Source organism: Variovorax sp. GW821-FHT10B04 (genome assembly GCF_059415645.1).
Genome location: NZ_JBWKNQ010000004.1, coordinates 227,550 through 248,392, shown reverse-complemented (window position 1 = coordinate 248,392; position 20,843 = coordinate 227,550). Strand labels below are relative to the sequence as shown.

Annotated in this window: 19 protein-coding genes; 6 read left to right on the top strand and 13 right to left on the bottom strand. The window is 64.1% G+C overall.

Annotated features, from left to right (window positions below; translation table 11 throughout):
• Window positions 1-90 precede the first annotated feature (90 nt).
• The gene (locus AC07PZ_RS12440) at window positions 91-2,664 is read left to right on the top strand and encodes a TonB-dependent siderophore receptor (RefSeq protein ID WP_495295397.1); all 2,574 of its coding nucleotides are present in this window, start codon (window positions 91-93) and stop codon (window positions 2,662-2,664) included.
• Here the strand turns inward: AC07PZ_RS12440 and AC07PZ_RS12435 are convergent.
• The 4 genes from AC07PZ_RS12435 to AC07PZ_RS12420 form a co-directional block, all read right to left on the bottom strand.
• Window positions 2,647-3,159 (bottom strand): MarR family winged helix-turn-helix transcriptional regulator, encoded by a 513-nt coding sequence (locus AC07PZ_RS12435; RefSeq protein WP_495295396.1) that lies wholly within the window; start codon window positions 3,157-3,159, stop codon window positions 2,647-2,649. The two genes, AC07PZ_RS12440 and AC07PZ_RS12435, sit on opposite strands and share 18 nt — an antisense overlap.
• Before the next feature lie 72 nt (window positions 3,160-3,231).
• A complete protein-coding gene (locus tag AC07PZ_RS12430) occupies window positions 3,232-4,200 on the bottom strand; it encodes a PDR/VanB family oxidoreductase (RefSeq protein ID WP_495295395.1) in 969 nt (322 codons plus the stop codon).
• 32 nt (window positions 4,201-4,232) lie between these two features.
• A complete protein-coding gene (locus AC07PZ_RS12425) occupies window positions 4,233-5,294 on the bottom strand; it encodes an aromatic ring-hydroxylating dioxygenase subunit alpha (RefSeq protein ID WP_495295394.1) in 1,062 nt (353 codons plus the stop codon).
• Window positions 5,295-5,340: 46 nt separating this feature from the next.
• Window positions 5,341-6,681 carry an MFS transporter gene (locus AC07PZ_RS12420; RefSeq protein ID WP_495295393.1) on the bottom strand — a complete coding sequence of 447 codons (1,341 nt, stop codon included), beginning with the start codon at window positions 6,679-6,681 and terminating at the stop codon, window positions 5,341-5,343.
• 230 nt (window positions 6,682-6,911) lie between these two features.
• Here AC07PZ_RS12420 and AC07PZ_RS12415 point away from each other — a divergent pair, with 230 nt between their 5' ends.
• Entirely contained in the window at window positions 6,912-7,304 is a 393-nt protein-coding gene (locus tag AC07PZ_RS12415; RefSeq protein ID WP_495295392.1) for a hypothetical protein, read from the top strand.
• A 33-nt stretch (window positions 7,305-7,337) separates the two neighbouring features.
• Here AC07PZ_RS12415 and AC07PZ_RS12410 read toward each other — a convergent pair whose 3' ends face one another.
• On the bottom strand, window positions 7,338-8,222 hold the full coding sequence (locus tag AC07PZ_RS12410; RefSeq protein WP_495295391.1) for a LysR family transcriptional regulator: 885 nt from the start codon (window positions 8,220-8,222) through the stop codon (window positions 7,338-7,340).
• 92 nt (window positions 8,223-8,314) lie between these two features.
• Between AC07PZ_RS12410 and AC07PZ_RS12405 the strand changes: the two genes are divergently transcribed.
• Together AC07PZ_RS12405 and AC07PZ_RS12400 are read left to right on the top strand one after the other, a co-directional pair.
• Window positions 8,315-9,526, top strand: a complete 1,212-nt coding sequence (locus AC07PZ_RS12405; RefSeq protein WP_495295390.1) for a M20 aminoacylase family protein — start codon at window positions 8,315-8,317, stop codon at window positions 9,524-9,526.
• Window positions 9,527-9,537: 11 nt separating this feature from the next.
• Window positions 9,538-10,527 (top strand): tripartite tricarboxylate transporter substrate binding protein, encoded by a 990-nt coding sequence (locus AC07PZ_RS12400; RefSeq protein WP_495295389.1) that lies wholly within the window; start codon window positions 9,538-9,540, stop codon window positions 10,525-10,527.
• A gap of 51 nt (window positions 10,528-10,578) precedes the next feature.
• On the opposite strand, the gene AC07PZ_RS12395 is transcribed toward AC07PZ_RS12400, so the two are convergent.
• Genes AC07PZ_RS12395 through AC07PZ_RS12370 form a run of 6 tightly spaced genes read right to left on the bottom strand, consistent with a single transcriptional unit; the run spans window position 10,579 to window position 14,697 of the window.
• Window positions 10,579-11,070: an ureidoglycolate lyase gene (locus AC07PZ_RS12395; RefSeq protein ID WP_495295388.1), complete on the bottom strand. Its 492-nt coding sequence runs from the start codon at window positions 11,068-11,070 to the stop codon at window positions 10,579-10,581.
• Window positions 11,071-11,073: 3 nt separating this feature from the next.
• Window positions 11,074-11,421, bottom strand: a complete 348-nt coding sequence (locus AC07PZ_RS12390; RefSeq protein WP_495295387.1) for a hypothetical protein — start codon at window positions 11,419-11,421, stop codon at window positions 11,074-11,076.
• Window positions 11,418-11,858 (bottom strand): MaoC/PaaZ C-terminal domain-containing protein, encoded by a 441-nt coding sequence (locus AC07PZ_RS12385; RefSeq protein ID WP_495295386.1) that lies wholly within the window; start codon window positions 11,856-11,858, stop codon window positions 11,418-11,420. Before AC07PZ_RS12385 ends, AC07PZ_RS12390 begins: the two co-directional genes overlap by 4 nt.
• Window positions 11,859-11,876: 18 nt before the next feature.
• Window positions 11,877-12,287: a MaoC family dehydratase gene (locus AC07PZ_RS12380; protein ID WP_495295385.1), complete on the bottom strand. Its 411-nt coding sequence runs from the start codon at window positions 12,285-12,287 to the stop codon at window positions 11,877-11,879.
• A gap of 34 nt (window positions 12,288-12,321) precedes the next feature.
• Window positions 12,322-13,485, bottom strand: a complete 1,164-nt coding sequence (locus AC07PZ_RS12375; protein ID WP_495295384.1) for an acyl-CoA dehydrogenase family protein — start codon at window positions 13,483-13,485, stop codon at window positions 12,322-12,324.
• Window positions 13,486-13,497: 12 nt separating this feature from the next.
• A complete protein-coding gene (locus AC07PZ_RS12370) occupies window positions 13,498-14,697 on the bottom strand; it encodes a CaiB/BaiF CoA transferase family protein (protein WP_495295383.1) in 1,200 nt (399 codons plus the stop codon).
• A gap of 513 nt (window positions 14,698-15,210) precedes the next feature.
• Here AC07PZ_RS12370 and AC07PZ_RS12365 point away from each other — a divergent pair.
• A complete protein-coding gene (locus AC07PZ_RS12365) occupies window positions 15,211-16,446 on the top strand; it encodes a hypothetical protein (protein ID WP_495295382.1) in 1,236 nt (411 codons plus the stop codon).
• Complete coding sequence (locus tag AC07PZ_RS12360; RefSeq protein ID WP_495295381.1) at window positions 16,443-18,689, top strand: hypothetical protein; 2,247 nt, start codon at window positions 16,443-16,445, stop codon at window positions 18,687-18,689. Before AC07PZ_RS12365 ends, AC07PZ_RS12360 begins: the two co-directional genes overlap by 4 nt.
• 434 nt (window positions 18,690-19,123) lie before the next feature.
• On the opposite strand, the gene AC07PZ_RS12355 is transcribed toward AC07PZ_RS12360, so the two are convergent.
• Complete coding sequence (locus AC07PZ_RS12355) at window positions 19,124-19,735, bottom strand: GTP pyrophosphokinase (protein WP_495295380.1); 612 nt, start codon at window positions 19,733-19,735, stop codon at window positions 19,124-19,126.
• Window positions 19,732-20,739, bottom strand: coding sequence for a hypothetical protein (locus tag AC07PZ_RS12350; protein WP_495295379.1), 1,008 nt, complete (start codon window positions 20,737-20,739; stop codon window positions 19,732-19,734). The genes AC07PZ_RS12355 and AC07PZ_RS12350 overlap by 4 nt, the downstream gene beginning before the upstream one ends.
• Window positions 20,740-20,843: the final 104 nt, after the last annotated feature.

The window sequence follows — 20,843 nt, the reverse complement described above, 5'->3', positions numbered from 1 at the left end:
GAATTTTCCTGGATCGCTGACGCTTTTTCCGGCTCGTTGCACAAGCAGGGGAGGACCTTGGTTTCCTCACCAACCGGAACCCCTTCTCCCATGCATCGAGCCTATTCCATTCCCTCCTTCGGTCGCCTGATGCGGCCCACCGTGCTGGCTGCCGGCATTGCGCTGTTGTGTGCGTCCATCGCAGCCGCACAACCCCAGCCGACGCCGGGCGGCGCCGCGCGCGGCTACGACATTCCCGCCCAGCCGCTGGGCGCGACGCTTGCACGCATTGCCACCGAAGGCGGGCAGGCGATTTCCATCGACGCCGCGCTCGTACAGGGCCTGTCGGCGCCCGCGGTGCGAGGCAATCTGAGCGTGGAGGAGGCGGCGCAGCGTGCCCTGGCCGGCAGCGGCCTGCAGCTGGCACGGACACCGAGCGGCGCGTTGATGCTGCAGCGCAACGGCGTGTCGGCGCCGGCCGCCGGCGAGCGCGCGCAGGAGGCCGACAGCGTGTATTCGCTGCGAGAAGTCCGGGTGACCGGCAAGCGCGACGGCGAAACCGAAGGTACCGGCTCGTACACCAGCGACGTCATCACCATCGGCAAGACCGCCCAGGCGATGCGCGAGCATCCCCAGTCAGTGTCCGTCTTCACCAAGCAACGGCTCGAGGACCAGAACATCACGGACCTGACCAAGGCGGCCGAACAGATCGTCGGCATCACGGTGCAGGACACCAACTCGCGCTCGCAGGAGATCTACTCGCGCGGCTTCGCGATCGACAGCATCCAGCTGGACGGCGGTGCGCCCATGTCCTCCTCGTACGACAACTACGCCGAACTGGTCTTCGACATGAGCGAGTACGACCGGGTCGAGGTCCTGCGCGGTGCGGCCGGCCTGCTCAACGGCACCGGCAATCCGGGTGGCGCCGTGAACCTCGTGCGCAAGATGCCCACCGCCACGCCGCATTTCAACTTCACCGCGAGCGCCGGGCGCTGGAACAACTACCGCACCGAAGTCGATGCCTCCGGTCCGCTGGCCTTCGACGGCAAGCTGCGCGGACGCGCCGTGGTCGCCTACGAAGACCGCAAGTACTTCACCGATTACCGCGCGACGCAGAAGCCCACCTTCTATGGCGTGCTGGAGGCCGACATCGGCCCCGCCGCGGTGCTTGCATTCGGCGCGCGCGAACAGCATGTCCATGAAGACGGCAGAAGCATCGGGCTTCCGCGCTACAGCAATGGCGCGGACCTGGGACTGTCCCGGAACTCCGGATTCACGGCGCCCTGGGCTTATTCCGATCACACGTCCCAGGAAATCTTCGCCAAGCTCACCTGGCGCCTGGCCGACCGCTGGACGCTGCGCGCCAACGCGACACACACCCGCGATGACGGCGACATCGTCGGGGGTTTCGTCTCGGGCGGGATCAATCCGCTCACCCTGAGCGGTGCCACGTGGAAGGGGTCGGACGTCTCCATATCGAACAAGCAGTCGCTCGTCGACGTCAACCTGAGCGGTGCCTTCGACCTGTTCGGCCGGACGCACGAAGTGCTGCTGGGGGCCGACATGCAGGACATCACCAGCAGCTGGAACAGCTACAACACGAACCTGGGCAGCGGCAAGACCGTGGCCAACGTGTTCGACATCGCCAGCACGCCGTGGGTGCCCAACAGCTTGCAGCGCGGCGAGCTCTTCAGGAGCTACAGCCCGAACGACACCCAACAGTACGGCGCATACGGCACGCTGCGGCTCGAAGTGGCCGATGGCACCAAAGTCATCGTGGGCGCTCGCGCCAACAAGTACAAATACAAGCAGGTGTATGGAACGCTGCTCGACGCCAACTGGAACGTGACCGACACCTGGCGCATCGCCAGCGCGACCCAGTACAGCGAGCCGACCAAGATCGTTCCTTTCGGCGGCATCGTCCATGACCTCAATGCCGAATGGGCGGCCTACGCGAGCTATGCCGAGATCTTCAAGCCGCAGGCCGGCTACAAGGCAGGCCCCGCGCCCGGCGTCGGGCTCGACCCCATGCATGGAAGCACGGCCGAACTGGGCGTCAAGGGCGAGTTGTTCAACGGCAGGCTGAACACCGCCTTTGCGCTCTACCGGACCGTGCAGAAGGACCGCGCGGTGCTCGACACCCGCTACCCCGCCGAAGACATCCTGTACGCCGGCAGCTGTTGCTACCTCACCTCCGGCAAGGTCGTCAGCAAAGGCTTCGACATGGAGGTCAACGGCGAGGTGGCGCGCGGTGTGAACCTGTACGCGGGCTACACCTACAACCACAATCGCAACGAGACCGACAACGCGGTCTTCAGCACGATCACGCCCAAGCATTCGCTGAAGTTCTTCGGCACCTGGCAACTGCCAGGCGCAGCTTCGGCCTGGAAGGTGGGCGGCGGTGCCACGATCAACAGCAAGCAGTACGTTTCCGGCACCGCCGCAACCTGGAATGCGACGGCACAGAACTGGACCGGCGGATCGGTGCCGTTCGCGTACACCCAGTCGGGCTATGCGGTGTGGAACCTGATGACCGAGTATCGGATCGACCCCCGCTGGACGGTCGCGCTGAACCTCAACAACGCGTTCGACAAGTGGTACTACCGCACCGTGGGCAGCGCGACGTCCGGCAACTACTACGGCGAGCCGCGCAACTGGATGGTCACGCTACGCGGACGGTTCTGAGTTCGGCGAGGGCGCCGACGCCGCGCCATGGCGCCGCAGCGGCGCGCGGCTGCGCTCGTTGTTGTGGGTCACGAACTTGCGCAGCAGGTTCAGCAGGTCGGCGCTTTCCTGTGCGGTCAGGCCTGCGAGCAGCGTTTCCTGCAGCGTCCGGATCGGCATCGTCAGGCTGTCGAGCAGCGCCTGCCCGCCATCGGTGAGCTGCAGGCGGCGCTGGCCGCGCGCAGCCACGGTGCGCAGGATGAGCCCCTTGGCCTCGAGGCGGGCGGCGATCTCGGCGCAGGACGAGGTGTCGATCGCCACCTCGCGCGCCACGGTGAGCTGATCGATGCCGGGCTTCTCGGCCAGCAGCATCAGGATCGCGTACTGCACCGGGGTCACCTCGCGGCCGACGACGTCGAGAAACACCGACACCGAGATCTGATGCGCGCGGCGGATCAGGTGACCCGGCTGGTCATGGAGATCGATGAAGGAAGGATCGGCCGTATGGATCGACATGCGCGGGCAGGAGACGATGAGGGGGACGGGAAGAGACGGCGCGATTCTCCCATCACTCCCTTCATCGATGCGCTACAGATCGAGCACCAGCAGCGGCGAGCGCGACCGTGAACAGCAGGGCGTGAACTGGTCGTTGGCGGCCTGCTCCTCGGGCGTGAGGTACAGGTCCTTGTGGTCGGGCTCGCCCTCCAGCACGCGCGTGAGGCAGGTGCCGCACACGCCCTGCTCGCAGGACACCTGCACGTCCACGCCGGCATCGCCGAGCGCCTGAACGACGGTGCGGTCCGCCGGGATGCGGATCACGCGGCCGGAGCTCGCGAGCTTGACGTCGAAGCTGCTGTCGTCGGCCGAAGGCGACACGTCGGCAGCGAAGAACTCGTAGTGCAGCTGGGCCTCGGGCCAGCCGGCCGCGCGTGCGCCGCCGAGCACCCAGTCCATGAAACCCTTGGGGCCGCACACATACAGATGCGTGCCGGGCCGGACTTCGCCGAGCACGCGCTCGATCGACAGTTTCTGTTCGGCTGCGGCATCGTCGAAATGGAACTGCACCTGCGCGGCGAACGCCGCGTCCGCGATGCGCTGCCGGAAGGCAGTGCGTTCGGGCGAGCGGGTGCAGTAGTGCATCTCGAAAGGCTTGCCGATGGCTGCGAGCCGTTCGGCCATGCACAGGATCGGCGTCACGCCGATGCCACCGGCCAGCAGGATGCTGTGCTGTGCGTCGTGTGCCAGTTCGAAGTGGTTCTTCGGCGTGCTGATGCGCAGCACGTCGCCTTCCTGCACCTCGTCGTGCATGGCCCGCGAGCCGCCGCGCGACGCCGGGTCGCGCAGCACGCCGATCAGGTAGCGGTGGTTCTCGCCCGCGTCGTTGCACAGCGAGTACTGGCGCGTCGGGCCCGAGGGCAGGTGCACGTCGATGTGCGAGCCGGCCGAGAACGCGGGCAGCGGCCCGCCGTCGGTGCGCACCAGCTCGAAGCTGCTGATGTCGAGCGCTTCGGCGGTCTTGCGCGCGACCCGCACGCTGAGTTCGGAGGTATCGGTCATCGTGGCCTGTGGTGGTCTGGCGGTGTCGGGCATCAGGCGGCTGCGGCCACAGGCGCAGCGGTGGTGGCCTGCTGTTCCTGCGCGAGGATGCGTTCGATCACGCGGCGCGACTGCACGCCGCCGGCATCGATGTTGAGCTTGAGCAGGCCGCGCGTCGGGTGGGCCAGCAGGTTGCGCTGCTGCTGCTCGAGCATCTCCAGGTCTTCGCTGAAGATCTGGCCCTGGCCTTCGCGGATGCTGTCCGTCAGCGCCTTGTCCTCGGGCCGGAAGTTGCGCGCCATGCCCCAGAAATACCAGATCGACGTGTCCGTCTCCGGCGTGATGAAGTCGACCACGATGCTCGAGGCCTTGTGGGCCGGGTCCGCGTCGTAGCCGCCCTTGCCCGCGTGGGCCACGCCGACCTCGATCATCACGTGGCTCGGCGGCGTGAAGCGGCAGATCTGCCAGCGGTCGACCGGCACGTCGTCGGCCAGGCCGTTGCCGCGCAGCGCCATGCGCCAGAACGGCGGCGCCATGATGTTTTCCATCGTGCGGCTGGTGATCACTTCGTCGCCTTCCACGCGGGTCGCGCTCGGCGTCTCGTCGATCTCCTTCTGGCCGATGCTGCTGGAATGCACGTAGGTCTCGTGCGTCAGGTCCATCAGGTTATCGACCATCAGGCGGTAGTCGCAGTTGATGTGATAGAGCCCGCCGCCGTAGGCCCACTCGTCGCTCTCGGCCCATTCCAGGTGGTGCAGCTTGGCGGCGTCGGCCAGCGCGGCTTCACCGGGCCAGATCCAGATGAAGCCGTAGCGTTCGATCAGCGGGAAGGTGCGGATGGCCGGGAAGCCACGCACGCGCTGGCCGGGCATGGCGATGGTCTTGCCGTCGCAGCCCATCTCCAGGCCGTGGTAGCCGCAGACGAGCTTGCCTTCGACCACGCGGCCGAGCGACAGCGGTGCGCCGCGGTGCGGGCAGAAGTCTTCCAGCGCGGCGACCTTGCCTTCGGCGTCGCGGTAGAACACGAGGCGTTCGTTGCAGACCGTGCGGCCGAGCGGCTTGTCGGTGACTTCGTCGCTCGAGCAGGCGACATACCAGGCGTTTTTCGGGAACATGTTGAATTCCTAGACGTGGGGAATCGGAAGAAGGAAGGGGGCGCGTTCAGTGCGCGGCGGCGGCGATGCGTGTGCCGGGGCCGTTGCCGACCTGCTGGCCCAGCGCCATCACGGAGGCGGCGGCAGCCAGCAGCGGCAAGGCGTAGACGTAGTACAGGTGCGGGGCCGGCCAGCCGCCGTCGAGCAGCATGCCAGCGACCAGCGGGCCGAGCACCGCGCCCAGCCGGCCGATGCCGATCGCCCAGCCGAGGCCGGTGGTGCGCACCGACGCGGGATAGACCACCGGCGCGAAGGCATAGAGCCCAGCCATCGACGCGAAGATGAAGGCACCGATCGCGCCGGCGACCATGAAGGCCATGCCCAGCTCCTGGGTGTAGAGCCCGAAGGCCGCGACCGCCACCGCCGTCAGGACCAGCGACACGGCCGTGAGCGGACGCAGCGCCACGCGCGCCGCCAGCAGGCCGAACACGCTGCCGCCGACGATGCCGCCGACGTTGAGCAGCACGCCGCCCGTCACGCCTTCCTTGGCGGAGAGGCCGGCCGACACCAGCAGCTTCGGCGTCCAGCTCAGCGCGAAGTAGAAGCTGAACATCAGCAGGAAGAAGGCGGCCCACAGGCACAGCGTCGAGGCCCGGAGGCTCGGCGCGAACAGGCCCGCGATGCTGCCGCCGGAGGTCTTGGCGCGGGCGCTGCGCGCCGGCAGTTCGGCCAGCGCGGGTTGCTGCATGCGCTGGAGCAGGGCGTTCACCTTGGACAAGGCCTTGGCCGGCTGGCGCGTCATGAGGAAGTCGAGCGACTCGGGCAGGTACCAGAGCACTGCCGGGATCATCAGCGCCGTCGCCACGCTGCCGAAAGCGAAGACCGAGCGCCAGCCGTAGTGCTCCAGCAGCACGGCCGCGATGGTGCCGCCGATGGTCGCGCCGATCGGATAGCCCGTGGCCTGCAGGCCGACCGCCGTGCTCCGCCATTTGTCCGATGCGAATTCGGCCGTGATCACGCCGACGCTCGCCAGCATGCCGCCGATGCCGATGCCCGTGAAGGCACGCAAGAGGCCGAGTTCGACGCTGCTGCGCGACAGCGCGGACAGGCCCATGCCGATGGTGATGACCACGAGGCAGATCAGGATGACCGCCTGGCGCCCCCAGCGGTCGGCCAGCGGTGCGAGGAACAGGGAGCCGGCGGCCATCCCGACCAGTCCGGCGCTGAACAGGAAGCCGAGCTCGGCACCGTTGAGCTTCCATTCGGCCGAGATGCCGGACGCCGTGAAGGCCATCACGAGCACGTCGAAACCATCGAGCATGACGAGCATCACGCAGATGGTCACGGCGAACCATTGGAAAGGAGTCATCGGACTCTCGTCGAGAGTCTGTCGTATATCGCGCGTCATCGTGGGCTGTCCTTGATCTGGATCGATCTGTCGTCGATCAGTACACTGATTGTGGCGACAAGGACGGCGTTTGAATTGAGGGTTTACCCGAGAGGCGCGCGCGCTGCCGGCGATTCCGACTGGCGCGTGACCTGATGGCGGCGCGAGGGCAATCCCCCGGAAAGGCGATGTCCGCGCGAGCAGCCGCATGGGACCATCGATCGCGCCCGTTGGCGTGAAGGAGACATCCCATGAAGATCGCGTTCGTGCTGGCCATCGCGCTGGCGTTGCCCGCTGCCCCTGTCCTGGCGAAGGGGCACAGCCACAGCTCGAAGTCGCATGCGAGTTCGCATCGCTCCGGCGGAAGTCATTCGTCCGAGACTTCGAGCAGCAGGAGCAAGGGTGGCACGGTGCACTTCGCGACCGGCTCCGCCCGTGTCGCGAGCAAGGCGAAGAGCAGCCGGTCGAACGCAGCCGGCAGCACCGGAAGTACCGCAAATCCCGCTTCGAGCGGTACCGGCGCTTCGCAGGTGGCATCGGCGGCTGGCGATTGCGCCTGTGGCACCGGCGGCATCTGCACCGGCCCGCGTGGTGGGCAGTACTGCATGACCAGCGGCGGCAACAAGAGCTACTTGCGGAAGTGATCCACCCGCCGGGATGTGCTCAGCAAGAGCGATTCAACTGCGCATCAACGCGTCCATCAGCTGACGCAGGATCGGCAGCGCGGGCGGCTCGGAGCGACGACGCAGGGTGATCAGGCCGAAGCGCGCGACCGCGTTGAGCGGTGGGTCGATCTTCACTTCCACGAGGTCGGGCGCGGCCGCGCGGATGGCCAGCAGGATCGCATCGCTGCGGCTCACGACATCGACCAGGCTGGGCAGTTCCTCGCACTCGAGCGAGACGGATTTAGACGGGTGTGCGTCGGGGCCGTAACGCTCCATCAGCTCGCGCGAGATCTCGTCGCCCAGCGGCGTGGAGGCGAGCGGATAGCGGCGCAAGGTGTCGAAGTCGATGGCCGTGCGCCGGCGTGCCAGCGGATGCCCCTTGCGGCACATGAAGGCGCCGCGCATGTCGCGCAGCAGGGTGGTCTGGAGATCCGTCGCCGGGCGCAGTGACCGCGCCTCGAGCACCAGCGCATCGAGCGAGCGATCGCGCAGCGCCTGAAGCAGCAGCTCGGTGCTGCCTCGCGCCACCTTCACGCGCAGCCTGGGATGGTTCGTGGCGATGTGCATCAGCAGCGGCGTCATCAGCATCGCGCCGGGGCCCGAAGCCATCCCCACGCGCATCGTGCCGGCCTGACCCGCACGCATCAGGCGCCCGCTCTCCCGCAGGTCTCCGGCCTCGAGCACCAGCGCTCGCGCACGGGCCAGCACCTCGAGTCCGAACGATGTGAGTTCGCTGCGCCGGCCCACGCGGTCCATCAGCGGCAGTCCGAGCTCTTCTTCCAGGGCGCGAATGCTCCGGCTGAGCGCCGGCTGTGTCAGGTGAAGCAGCTCGCCGGCCTTGTTGAACGAACCGGTCTCGGCGAGCGCGATGAAGTGCCTGAGCTGAACGAGTGTCATCGTGGCTTCGCCGAAGTCTGTTTGAAACTCATGATAAGAGAAAGATTAATGCATTGGACGTTTGGAACGGGCGTTCCTACGATCCGCTGCATATGACGACCCCGATGCTGAAAGACGACGAAGTGGACGCGATGGTCCAGTGGCGCCGCGCCATTCACCGCCATCCCGAATTGGGCTTCGAGGAGTTCGGCACCAGTGCGCTGGTGGCACAGCGCCTGCGGGAATGGGGCTACGCGGTGACGACGGCCATCGCCGGAACCGGCCTGGTCGCGACACTCTCGTTTGGGCCCGGCGAGCGAAGGCTGGGACTGCGCGCTGAAATGGATGCGTTGCCGATCCAGGAGGAAACGGGTCTTCCCTGGGCAAGCCTGCAACCGGGAAAGATGCACGCGTGCGGCCACGACGGCCACACCGCGATGTTGCTGGGTGCGGCACAGGCACTGGCGCGCATGCGCCGCGAAGGTGCGGCATGGGGCGGCACCTTGCACCTGATCTTCCAGCCCGCGGAAGAACTCGGTGGCGCGGGCGGCGCCAGCCGCATGATCGAGGAAGGGCTGTTCGAGCGCTTTCCCTGCGACGCCGTGTTCGCGATGCACAACCATCCCGATCAGCCCGCGGGGCAGCTCTTCTTTCGCACCGGCCCCTTCCTCGCGTCTTCCGACAAGGCGCGCATCCGATTCAAGGGGCGTGGCGGCCATGGGGCCATGCCGCACCGGGCCATCGATCCGTCGCTGCCGGCAGCGGCCACCGTCCTGGCCCTGCAGAGCATCGTCGGGCGCAACGTCGACCCGCAGGACGCGGCGGTGGTCACGGTCGGGCGCCTGGTCGCCGGGCAGACCTACAACGTCATTCCGGAGACGGCCGAGCTGGAGCTCAGCGTGCGCGCGTTGCAGCCGGACATCCGCGAGATGCTGGAGCGCCGCATCGGCGAGATCGCGCACGGCCAGGCCGCCAGCTTCGCCTGCGAATGCGAGATCGACTACGAGCGCGGGTACCCCGTGCTCGTGAACAGCGAGCGAGAGACGCTGTTCGCCGCCGGCGTGGCACGCGAACTCTTCGGCGATGTACGGGTGACCGGCGACGCCACGCCGCTGTGCGCCAGCGAAGACTTCGCCTACATGCTGCAGGAACGCCCCGGCTGCTATCTGATGATCGGCAACGGCGACAACGGCCATTCGGGCGGCCAGGCCTGCGGCCCCTGCAGCGTGCACAACCCGCACTTCGATTTCAACGATCGCTGTCTCGCCACCGGCGCTGCCTTCTGGGTGGCGCTGACCCAGTCATTCTTCACCAAAGCCCACTGAGTACACGCCCCATGACCATCACCCGCCGGCTCGCCCTTGCCCTTCTGGCCGTTCCTCTCGTCCTGACTGCAGCCACGGCGGCTGCGGCAGACCCGTATCCGACGAAGACGGTGACCTTTCTGGTTCCGTATCCGGCGGGCGGCCTGTCCGACTCGATCGCCCGGGCGCTCGCCGGGCCGTTGACCAAGGCATTGGGGCAGCAGGTCATCGTCGACAACCTGGGTGGCGTCAGCGGTGCGCTCGCCGCGCAGAAGATATTGAACGCGCCGGCCGACGGCTACATGCTCTTCCTGGGTTCGCCCAACGAAATCATCCTGGCGCCATTGGCCAATTCGGCGGTCAAGTTGCGGGCGGAAGACTTCAGGCTCGTCACCCAGCTGACGATCAACCCGCTCATGCTGGTCGCCCGCAAGGACCTTCCGGCCAACACCATCGACGAGCTGATCGCGCTGGGCAGAAAGCCGGGTGCCACGCCGATGAGCTACGGCAGCGTGGGCGTCGGCTCGATGTATCACATGCTCACCGAGAGCATGGCGGTGCAGACCGGCATGACGCTGACGCATGTGCCCTACAAGGGCATGGCGCCGTTGATACAGGACATGGGCGGCAACACCGTGGACTTCGCCATCCTGCCGTACGCGACCAGCTTCCGCGCGATGTCGGACACCGGCCGCATGAAGATGATCGGCTGGGTGAGCGAGACGCGGAGCCCGCTCGACAAGGATGTGCCGGCGTTCGGCGAAGGCAAGCTGCTGCCGACGTTCAGCCATCGCACGTGGGCCGGCCTGATGGTCAAGAAAGGCACGCCGGACGACGTGGTGAAGACGATCCACAAGGCGATCGGCGAAGCCATGCGCGACCCCGAGGCGCGCAAGCAGCTGGCGGCGACCGGCTCTGAAATCGCGCCGCTCAACGGGCTGCCGGAAGCCGATGAGCTCCTGGTCAACGAGACCGCGAAGTTCCGCGCGATCGCCAAGAGCATCAACCTGCAGCCTCAGTAAAGCCCCTGAGGCCAGGCCCCTAAGGCGCCTGGAGTGCCGGGCGCGTCCGCATCAACCGGCCGCGATGCTCACGCTTTCTTCCAGCGGGAACTCTTCGAGGTTGACACCTTCGCCGCCACGGTCGACCACGATGAAGTCGCGCACCTCGCCCAGTGCGAGCAGCGGGTGGTGCCACACGTTGCGCGCGTAGTTCACGCCCTGCCAGCCGTTGCTGACGAAGGCACGCAACGCGCCTGGCCGGCCGTTGTCGTCTTCGGCGACCACCACGAGATACGTCGCATCCGCCAGCGGCAGGAAGGCCTGGGAGCCGAGCGGATGGCGTTCCATCAGGCTGAGCTGCACCGGCTCTTCGCGCGGCAGCGCGCGGAACAGGTTGATCAAGGTGCGGCCGCCTTCGGCCAGCACGTCGACCTTCGCGAGGTCATGGAAGCGGGTGGTCGTGCCGGCGTTGATCGGGATCTGGCGGGCGCCGGCCAGCTCGATCACGTCGCCGAAGGGGGCGAAGGCGGTGGCGGTCAGGGGTTCGGGTCGAAGGATTCGCATGACTCAATTCTCGGGCGTCTCTGGAATCCCCGGTGCCTCGAGTGCAGCGAACCGCTGGCGCATGAAATTGCTCACGTGCGGCGCGAATTCCATGAAGCCCTTCACCGCATGGAACTCTGGCGTGTCGTACACCCAGTCGCCCGCCACTTCGTAGATGGCCGCGTACTTCGGGCCGCCTTCGAGCGAGACGAAGCGTCTGGCCGACAGCCAGCCCGGGCAGCCGAGCAGGGCGGGCACGTGCACCTCGTCGTACCAGCGGTTGAAGGCGTCTTCATGCGCCGGATCGACGTCGACACGCACCATGTGCAGTTGCGGCAGTGGTTGCGGCAGTGGTTGCGGTGTGGCGCTCATGGCGCCACCTTCGGCTTGACGCGCGGAAACTTCAGCGTGGCTTCGGCCTTGAGCACTTCCTTGCCTTCTTCATTGGTCGCGCTGGCCTGCCAGACGACGCTGCGCGTGTCGGCGTTCATCTGCGCGATCCATACCTTGAACTCGATCGTGTCGCCATAGAACACCGGCCCGGTGAACCAGAAGCGGTCTTCGATCGACACACCCAGCGTGCCGGCCAACTCGGCGGTCAGCACGCTGGTGCAGATGCCCGCGACCATGATGCCTGGCGCGAGCCGCTTGCCGAAGCGCGTCGTCTCGGCATAGCTGTCGTCGACGTGCACCGGCCCGAAATCGCCGGTGGCCGCGATGTAGAGCGCGCCATCGGCCTCGGTGATGGTCTTGCGCACCGACACCGTGTCGCCGAGATGCAGGCTGTCGAATGGCTTGAGTTCGTACATGCGTTCTTGCCTCGCGCCTCAGCCGCGCGCCGATGCCGGCGCAACCGGCACCAGCTTCGCCGTGCCCTGCGCCATCAGCTCGCCGGTCGACTTGGTGCAGCGCACGCTGCACGACACGCTGGCGTCCGTCACGTCGAGCACCTCGATGCGCGACTCCACGGTCTCGCCGACCAACACCGGCAGCGCGAAGTCGATCTGCAATCCGCCCAGTCGCCAGGCCGTACCGGCGACCCGGTTGAGCGCCGTGGTCGCGAGCGCCACCGCGTTCAATTCGAAGGCCAGCATGTTGTCGAAGCCCGCTGCCTCGGCGGCACGCTTGTCGACATAGAGCGGCGCCATGTTGCCGCTGATGCCGGTGAACATCGCCTGCTCGGCGACGGTGAGGGTCTTGCGGAACGACATGGCGTCGCCGACGTTGAGCGCAGTCATTGCAAAGCTCCAGGTGTGTGATGAAAACCGTGGGTCACAGCGCGAGGCCGTTCTTGATGACCGCCTTGGCGATCAGCATGCGGTGGATCTCGGACGTGCCGTCGTACAGGCGCGTCACGCGGCTGTCGCGGTAGATGCGTTCCAGCGGCAGGTCCTTGCAGAAACCCATGCCGCCGAACACCTGGATGCCGCGGTCGGCCACGCGGCCGATCATCTCGGACGCATAGAGCTTGACCATCGACACCTTGTCGCGCGGCTCGCGGCCCTGGTCGAGCTCCCAGGCGGTGTTGAGCACCATCATCCGCGCCGCGAAGATCTCGGTGGCCGAGTCCGCGATCATCTGCTGCACCATCTGGAAGTCGCCGATCGGCTGGCCGAACTGCTTTCGCTCGGCGGCGTAGGTGCGCATCATCTCGAGCACGCGCGACGCCATGCCGACCGCCCGCGCGCCGATGTGCGCGAGCCGGATGCCGGCCACGCTGTTCATGATCAGCTTGAAGCCGCCGCCGACCTCGCCCAGCACCGCGTCGACCGGGATGCTGCACTCGTCGAAGGACAGCTCCGCATGGCCGTAGCCGCGGTGGCCCATCATCGGCTGCACGCGGTTCACCGTGAAGCCGGGCGTGCCCTTGTCGACCAGGAACAGCGTGATGCCGCCGCGCGCGCGCTTCTCCTTGTCGGTCAGCGCCATCACGATCACGTAGTCGGCGATGTCGCCGTCGCTGATGAAGTGCTTGCCGCCGTTGAGTACCCAGCGGTCGCCTTCGAGCCGCGCGGTGGTCGAGATCGATGCGGCGTCCGACCCCGCGCCAGGCTCGGTGATGGCCATCGCGCAGATCTTGTCGCCCTTCACGGTGGGCAGCAGGTACGTCTCGCGTTGCGCTGCATTGCAGGCCAGCAGCATCGGATAGGCCTGGCCGAACACGCGGCGGATCAGCGCGTCGGAGGTCTTGCCGAACTCCTCTTCGACCAGGCACATGGTCACGCTGTCGAGCCCGCCGCCGCCGCAGTCTTCCGGCATGTTCATCGCGAACAGGCCGAGCTCCTGCGCCTTGCCGCGCACGCGTTTCAAGGCGTCGGGCGGCACGTGGCCGAGCGCTTCGGTTTCGTTCTCGAGCGGCTGCACTTCCTGGGTGACGAAGCGGCGCACGGTGTCGACGAGCAGTTGCGCGTCGGACGGAATGGAGAAGTCGAACATGGTGGTCTCGAATCAGTTGGGAGCGGACGCCGGCGGCTCGCCGACGGCCTTGGTGGCGAGCAGCGCGTCGATCTCGTCGGCGCCGTAGCCCAGCTCGCCGAGCACTTCTCGCGTCTGCTTGCCGAGCTGCTGCGGTGCGAAGCGCACCGGCGGCGCCGCGCCGTCGTAGCGCAGCGGGTGGTTGAGCATCGTGATCGGCGCGCCCTCGACGCTTTCCGCATCGATGAACACGCCGAGATGCGCGAGCTGCGGGTCGGCACGCAGCTCGTCGTAATCCTTCACCGGCATGTGCCAGATGCCGCGCGCGGCGAGCAGCGGCAGCCATTCGGCGGTGGTGCGCGCGGGCAGGCGCTCGGCCACGATGCGGGTGATCTCGGCGCTTTTCGAGAAGCTGTCGGCGGTGTCGAACCCGGCCAGCGCCGGCAGGTCGAGCGCCACCGCCAGGTCGGCCGGCGCCGCCATCGAGATCGCCAAGTGGCCATCGGCCGTTGCATGGATTCCCGAAGGCCCCGAGCCGCACCAGCTCGCCAGGCCATGCGGCCCGCGCGAGGTTTCGGAGCGCGCGCCGTTCATCCACGCGGTCATCGACTCGGCCTGGAGGTCGATCGCCGACTGCAGCAGGCTGCCTTCGACCAGGCGGCCTTGCCCGGTGCGCTCGCGCGACAGCAAGGCGGCGAGGATGCCCATCGCCAGCAGCGACGCGGCGTGCTGGTCAACGATGACCGGGCCGGCCGGCGTCGGCGGCCCATCGGCGCGGCCGGTGCGTGCGGCGAACCCGGAGCGTGCCTGCAATAACAGGTCTTGGCCCGGCAGGTCGCGGTCGGGGCCGCTGGCGCCGTAGCCGCTGACCGACGCGTAGACGATGCGCGGGTTGAAAGCCTTGATCTGTTCATAGCCGAGGCCCAGCCGCGCCATCGCGCCAGGGCGGAAGTTCTCCATCACCACATCGGCGCCTTCGACCAGCTTGCGCGCGACGGCCTTGCCGGCCTCGGACTTCATGTCGAGTGCGAGGCTGCGCTTGTTGCGGCCGGTGGTCAGCAGGTTCACGCTCTGGCCTGCGACGAAGTGGTTGGCGACCGCCCAGTTGCGGTGGAAGGCGCCATCGAGCGGCTCGACCGCGATCACGTCGGCGCCCATGTCGGCGAGCAGCTGGGCTGCCATCGGGCCGGCGTGGAAGTGGTTGAAGCTGATGACTTTGAAGCCGGAGAGCATGCGGGGTCCTGAAAGCGGTGGGGCAGGTTCAGGATAGATGCGGGGTGGCTTATCTGGGGCGGTGCGGCTTATTCAATATCTGAGGGGGACTATCAGTGGGGTGGATAGGTGTTGGACTGACATTCGCTGCTAAGGAGCCGGCTGCAGCGCTTTGCGAGCTGTACGGGAGCTTGGTTGGCGATTTCGAGACTCGCGCGCGACGGCGCCGTATCGCGGTTCGCCAGCTCGATCGGTTCCGGCCCAAAGCTGTGTCAGAGCTTGGTTCCGAACGATTGATTGGATCTGCCACTGGTGCGGATCTTTAGCACTGGCGGCCGGTAAGACGACCATTTTTTGCGCAGGGAGAGGATGCCCTGCGGACTCTGAACCAGTCTTCCACGGCCGTTTGGCTTGGCCGCTTAGTGTCCGCTTGGGTTGATGCATCACTCCTGCGAAGCGAACAATGCTTGAGCATTGAGCCGCGGCTTCACCGCAAGTAGATATTATTTCAGCGGCCTGCCGTACGATCGAGATATGTCTGGCCTCACGTCACCTGTCAACCTGTCGCTTTCCGAACTTGCTGTAGCGGCGCCGGTTCTCGCGGTCGGGTGCGAAATTTGCATTGACGTTCCAGAAAGCTACCTTAGCGATGAGCGTTTCGAGCTACCGGGAGTTGAGGCGCTCGCTATACAGCGCCTGATCACGCTGGCGCACCACGCCGCCACCTTAAAGGTCTTTTGGCACACTGCCGCTGCGCGACGTTTGCTCGATTCGCCTTCGGTTCATCCTCTGGCCGCTGTGGCTCTGTGTCTGAATAATGCCAGCCATGCGGCACCTGAGGACGCAAATCTCCCGCCGGGTGCTTTTGACCGCGCCCGAGCCAAGGTGCTAGGTTATAAGCTCAGCGCTGACATGTTTACTGATCGCCAGGTCGTCATGTGCCTGGACTTCGAGCGACCGAGCCTTCCGATGGACCTCTACGAGCCGTCGACTCGGCGGCTTAGACCCGAGGTCGACTTTGAGTCGCTCGTCGACGACCTTGTGTATGCCCAACACGGCGCGGGATTTAAGGCTGAGAAGTTGTCTAGGCTGCGCTTGGCGTTGGCTGTCATCCTTCGTGAACTGCTGGAGAACACCGATGACCATGCCAAGACGGACTTCGAAGGCAAAGTCCTCAGGCCCAACTCCATTCGAGGCCTGCTGGTAAAACGCATTCTCGAGAATCGCAGATTGCCGACGCCAGCCGCAACTGAACTACCACCAGTTCCATGCCTAGAATTCACTATCTTCGACTCTGGCATCGGCTACTACAACTCTTATCGACGACAGCTGCTTCGCGGCCAGGCAAGAGGCGAGCCGGTCGTCATTGGCGACAAGCAGGCGGACACGGTTCGAAGTTTTGAGCTGGGCTCGAATGTTCCTGTTGAGGTCGAGTATGCCGTCGTCCTTAAGTGTCTGGGCCGGCATTCCGAGAATGCGAAGGCGATACCTGACTCGCGACCCGGCCATCGCGGAATGGGGCTTTACGAGGTGCTTCGCGCTTTGAAAGAGATGCAGGGCATGCTTGAAGTTCGCACTGGACGCATCCATGGCTACCGAAGTTTTCTAGAAGGCGAGCTTCGCCTCCAACTCGAGCCTGAAACATCTGAGACTAGGCCTGGCATGCCTAAGGCATCTCTTTTGGATGTCGACCGAAAGATAGCTTCCTACCCATTGCCCCGTGAGCTCGTTCGTGGGTCGCTTGTACGCGTCGTCGTACCCCTGGCATGAACGATCAGAACGAGACGCAGGGCCTATGGCTGCGGACGAGGTACCGGGAGAACCAGTACAACGGCGAGGCATGCCTGCTCGTCTATGACTTGGACTCTTTCGACGACGCACTTGTCGGCAGCGATGTCAAGCAAGTGTTCGAGCAGCGGGCTGGTACAGCCAACATCTTTATTGTTGCGCCGTTCCTAAGCAACCAGACCTGTCGGGAGAGGCTGAAGACTGGCGTGGCGCTGCAAAGGGCGACTGCATACATGTCAGCCAAGACTGGCCGCTTTTACTTGCTCGAAATAAATGTCGAAGCTGGCTCGCGAGCTGTTTCGATAACGACGAGCATGCTGCAGTGGAATGTGGCCACAGCAGAAGTCCAGTTTGGACCCGCGAAGCCTTTGGACCCCGCCCTGCGCGAAGGGTGGCTGTTCCACCTGTTCGATTCCAACGGAGGGCTGGTCGTTGCACCGCCAGGCGTCCACTTTCGAAAGAGCTCGAACAAGCACGCGGACAAGTTCTTGCGCGCAGCTAACACTCTCACATCGTCGAGCGCGTGCGGACTGCTTGCGATCTTCGCGTTGGCGACGCTTGCGCCGCGTACCCCGAAGCGCATCCTTGTAGACACCGCGCCACTACTCTCGCTGGCCTATGCCATGATGCGCGTGGCAAAAAAACATGGTATCTGGGAAGCCGATGTGCCTACACGGTCGTTCAGCTCGTACGGCGGACAGTCGAAGATGCGACGACTGTCTGTGAACGACGTGATCCTCATTTCAGCCACGACGTCGGGCTCACTCGCGGAGGCGCTCAAAGCTCAGCAGGCAAACGAAGATTCGATCGTGACACTCTTCTTCCTTTGCTCCGTGGGAGCAGCTCGCCCGCACAATGTCCTCTGCGACTTGACGTTGACACCAGAGCGTGATTTCGGCTATCAGCCAATACAGAATCACCCAGCAGTGGGATGCTCACTATGCGCTTCCGACTTCATACTCGCGGAATTTGAGGGTGATCAGTTTCTCCTGCAGCAACGCAATCATCGACTGTTGAAGTTTGTCCGAACCACACAGGCTGAAGATACTCGTTCAACCCTAACGGAGCTATACGAAGTCGGGGCCACTGAAGTAGTAATGCGGCCCGATGCAACACGACCGTCATCTATAGAGATCAATGAGGCGAAACTCCTTAATTGCGCGGCAATCCGCAAAGACTTAATCCGAAATCTCCGGCGCTATCTGCCTCAACCACTATCTCTGGTGATACGTGTGCGTATCACTGAGATCCAACTTTCTAACTTGATCGATGAAGCCGGCATCAGCGCCGCGGTCACACACGCTAGAGTAATCGACTGGCCAGACCTTTCGGCTCATCCTGCTTTGAGCGAAGGTCAAGGAGTTCTGGTTGTCTTCGGCTGTCTTTCGAGTCACACGATTGCCCGCCAGATTAATGCCTCACTCCGGTCTAAAGTTAACAACGGAAATGTTGCCTACGTCTCTGCCCTGACGATCGCAGAGACGCCTGAGCAGTATCAAGACATCAAAATATTTCTCGGATTCGGTGAGCGCGGTGCGGACACCTTCACTTATCGGGACGCACGCAAGTTAGCACTGCCAACTCGTTGCGCGGACAAAAACCCATGGGCTGAGGAGCTCGATCTTTTGAACGATCTCGCAGATCAAAAGATTTCAGAGCTGGAGGCCCGTCGCCAGCTTTTGTCCACACAGATTACTGCCCGGAACGAACTCTTCTGGCCCGGTCGCAGTGGCCCACTCGTCATTCAGCGAGACTTTGTCTACCTTGACACGACTGCTGGAACCGCTGACATCTCGCACGCCGACGTCTTCGCTGTTGTATCTAATTTGTTCGCCGCTGCACGTTCGGGCAGCAACGGTCTTAGCAGGAGGAGTAACGATGCCATCCCACTAAGTCAGTCCTTTTATGGCCACATTCTCTTGACGCCGGAGGCCTTTATGACCTTTAACGATGGCGTGCTCAAGGCATGCCTGCTTCGGGCGGCAAGAAAGAGCGATCTGATGTACGAAGTGGATCCAGGGTACAGCAATCGCATCCTGGAGATCGTGCTTGCCGAAATTGCGGGATGGCCTGTTGGAACGGGTGATGCGCTCCCGGAAATGTTGGTTGCACTTGCCACTGGACGTCTAAGGCTGCGTGAGACAGATTCGGCATTGATTCGCACAAAGGCGCTCGCTGCGGGACTACCGCCGTATATCACAGCGCTAGCCAGTGCGATTCCGTAGAAATAGACGCCCAACCTCGACGGCAAGAACGCTACTAGCGGGATCCAAGTGGGAGCGGAAAATTGCATGCTTTGATGGCGTGCAGTCAGAACTCACACATTCGAGTTCGATCGGCAGTACTTCTGTAACCTTGAGCCAAGCAACAAGGCTAGGAGCCGACCTGCTCATTGCTCGGCGAGTGAGGTTAGACGAAGGACCTTTGTTCCCCCAAGACGGGACTTTCGGATTACGGGGTGTCCGGCGGCAATTGCTATGAGCGCGGTCACTGTTCTGATTTCGCCATGTGTAGTCAATCAGACTGACGGCGTTTACCAGAAGGTTACGCTTGTCGCTTTTACCCGGAGTTCTTGCAAAGCTGGTCGCACGTGGACACATCCGAACACCTTTGTCGTGCTGACTACCGCGTTGGAGATAGGCCTAAGTGGCTGCGCGTTTCACGACGTACCTTCTATTTCACTAAACAGTTTGGCAAAGATTTGGTCCGCACCCCATGCCTGCGCCGCGGTGAAGGCCATCTGGCGCGATTGCTGTTCGGAAAGAGGGGCGTAAGGCTTGTAACCCAAGTCGTGCTCGGCCTCGCTCCACGCGTGTTGAAACAACGTTTTGATCTGGAGCTCGAAAAAGTCGGGGGCATCTGGGCGATCGTCGCTTTCGAACAGTTCCTCGGGAAGCGCCAGTATCAAATGGCGACCCTCGTAGCCGAAAGCCTTTGGCTCTTCTTTGATCGTGATTTCTTCGATGCTGCCGAAGTAACGCTTTATCACGGCCTCGACTGCGTCGACATCTTGCAGGTAGAACACCGTGACGCGTGCCGCGACCTGATCCTGAATCTCGCTGAGCGGGTCGCGGTATTTGCGCTGGCCGCCATGCTGCTTGGTTGCTTTGGCAAGAAAGCGATCAGGAGCCTTCGCCCTAGCACTGATGCGATCAATGCGTTCCACACCGTTAAGGCGGTCGGTCAAATGGCTTGCCAAGCCCTCGGCCAGCGGCGCGAGAACCGTTGCGCGCCTGCGCGTGTATTCGGCTAGTAGTTCGCTGTCTGTCATCTGTTAGACCTCAGCTTTTCATCCACGATCTTTCCGCGAGTTGCAAACGAGTGCTCATTTCCCACTTTGCGGTGCTCAAGCACCGCGTCGAAGGTGCCTGTCGGCGCCATGATCGTCACCTCGTTGTCCAACTGCACCTGCTTATAGGGGACATGCTTAACGAACTCTGCAGCATCGAAGCGAAACGACTCGTCGATTAGGCGACTTGGCTGGACAGCGGCTTTGACCGCGGCGGCAGCGGCGGGAGATAGGGCGAATTTCTGGCAGAACTGATCGATTGTCATGGCGTCAGGAGGCATGTTCTTCGCGAGCTTGGCCGCGGCGACGATTTCCATGCGCGTATCTAAATCGCCTGTCTTACTCGCGTTCTTCATGGCTAAGGCGAGGCGGCGCGTGCCCTCGGGCCCAGTCGTTGTCAACTCGGATCGAAGGAACTCAACGATCCAATAGTCAGCGATGGCCTTGGCGCCATGATTGAGCTGGCGGTCGGTGGCGACGCCCTTCCACGCATCGTTCTTTCCGTCCTCGTGCGAGTAGGTGACTGCTTTATAGCTGTGGGCGTTCTTTAAGAATACTTGCTCCACGAACTCTACGCTCAGCGCGCCGCGCTTTTTGCTGGCGACCACGGCTTCTTCAGCGGCAAAGCGGGAAAGAACTACCCGCTTCCCGGGTTTGCCCTCATCGGAGCCGAGGCAGACGAAGAACAGACCCATACCGGCGGTTCCAGGTGTGGCCGCCTGGAGGGACTTGGCGAACAGCAGGGCGGTTGCGAGCTTTGGGCCGTCGAAGAACGCCATAAGTTCGGCGCGCGTCGCGTTCTGCTTGTCCTTGGAAACGAAACGGATAGGAACATCACGCTTAGTCCTGGGACCGTCAAAGACATCGGCGAGCATGCCAGAGAGCTTGCCCTCATCTGGTTCGATGTGGATGCCCTCGATGTCCTCTTTGGCTTTCTCGTGGTTCTTGGGATACGTGAGAAAGCTGTAGATATCTTCGATTGGCATTCGGCTCTCCTCCGACGGCGAGGAGCACGCTGCTAAGAAGCATCGACCCCACAAGATTTATTTCATTTAGTGCAAATGTAACATCCGGAAATATAGAGCGGGGT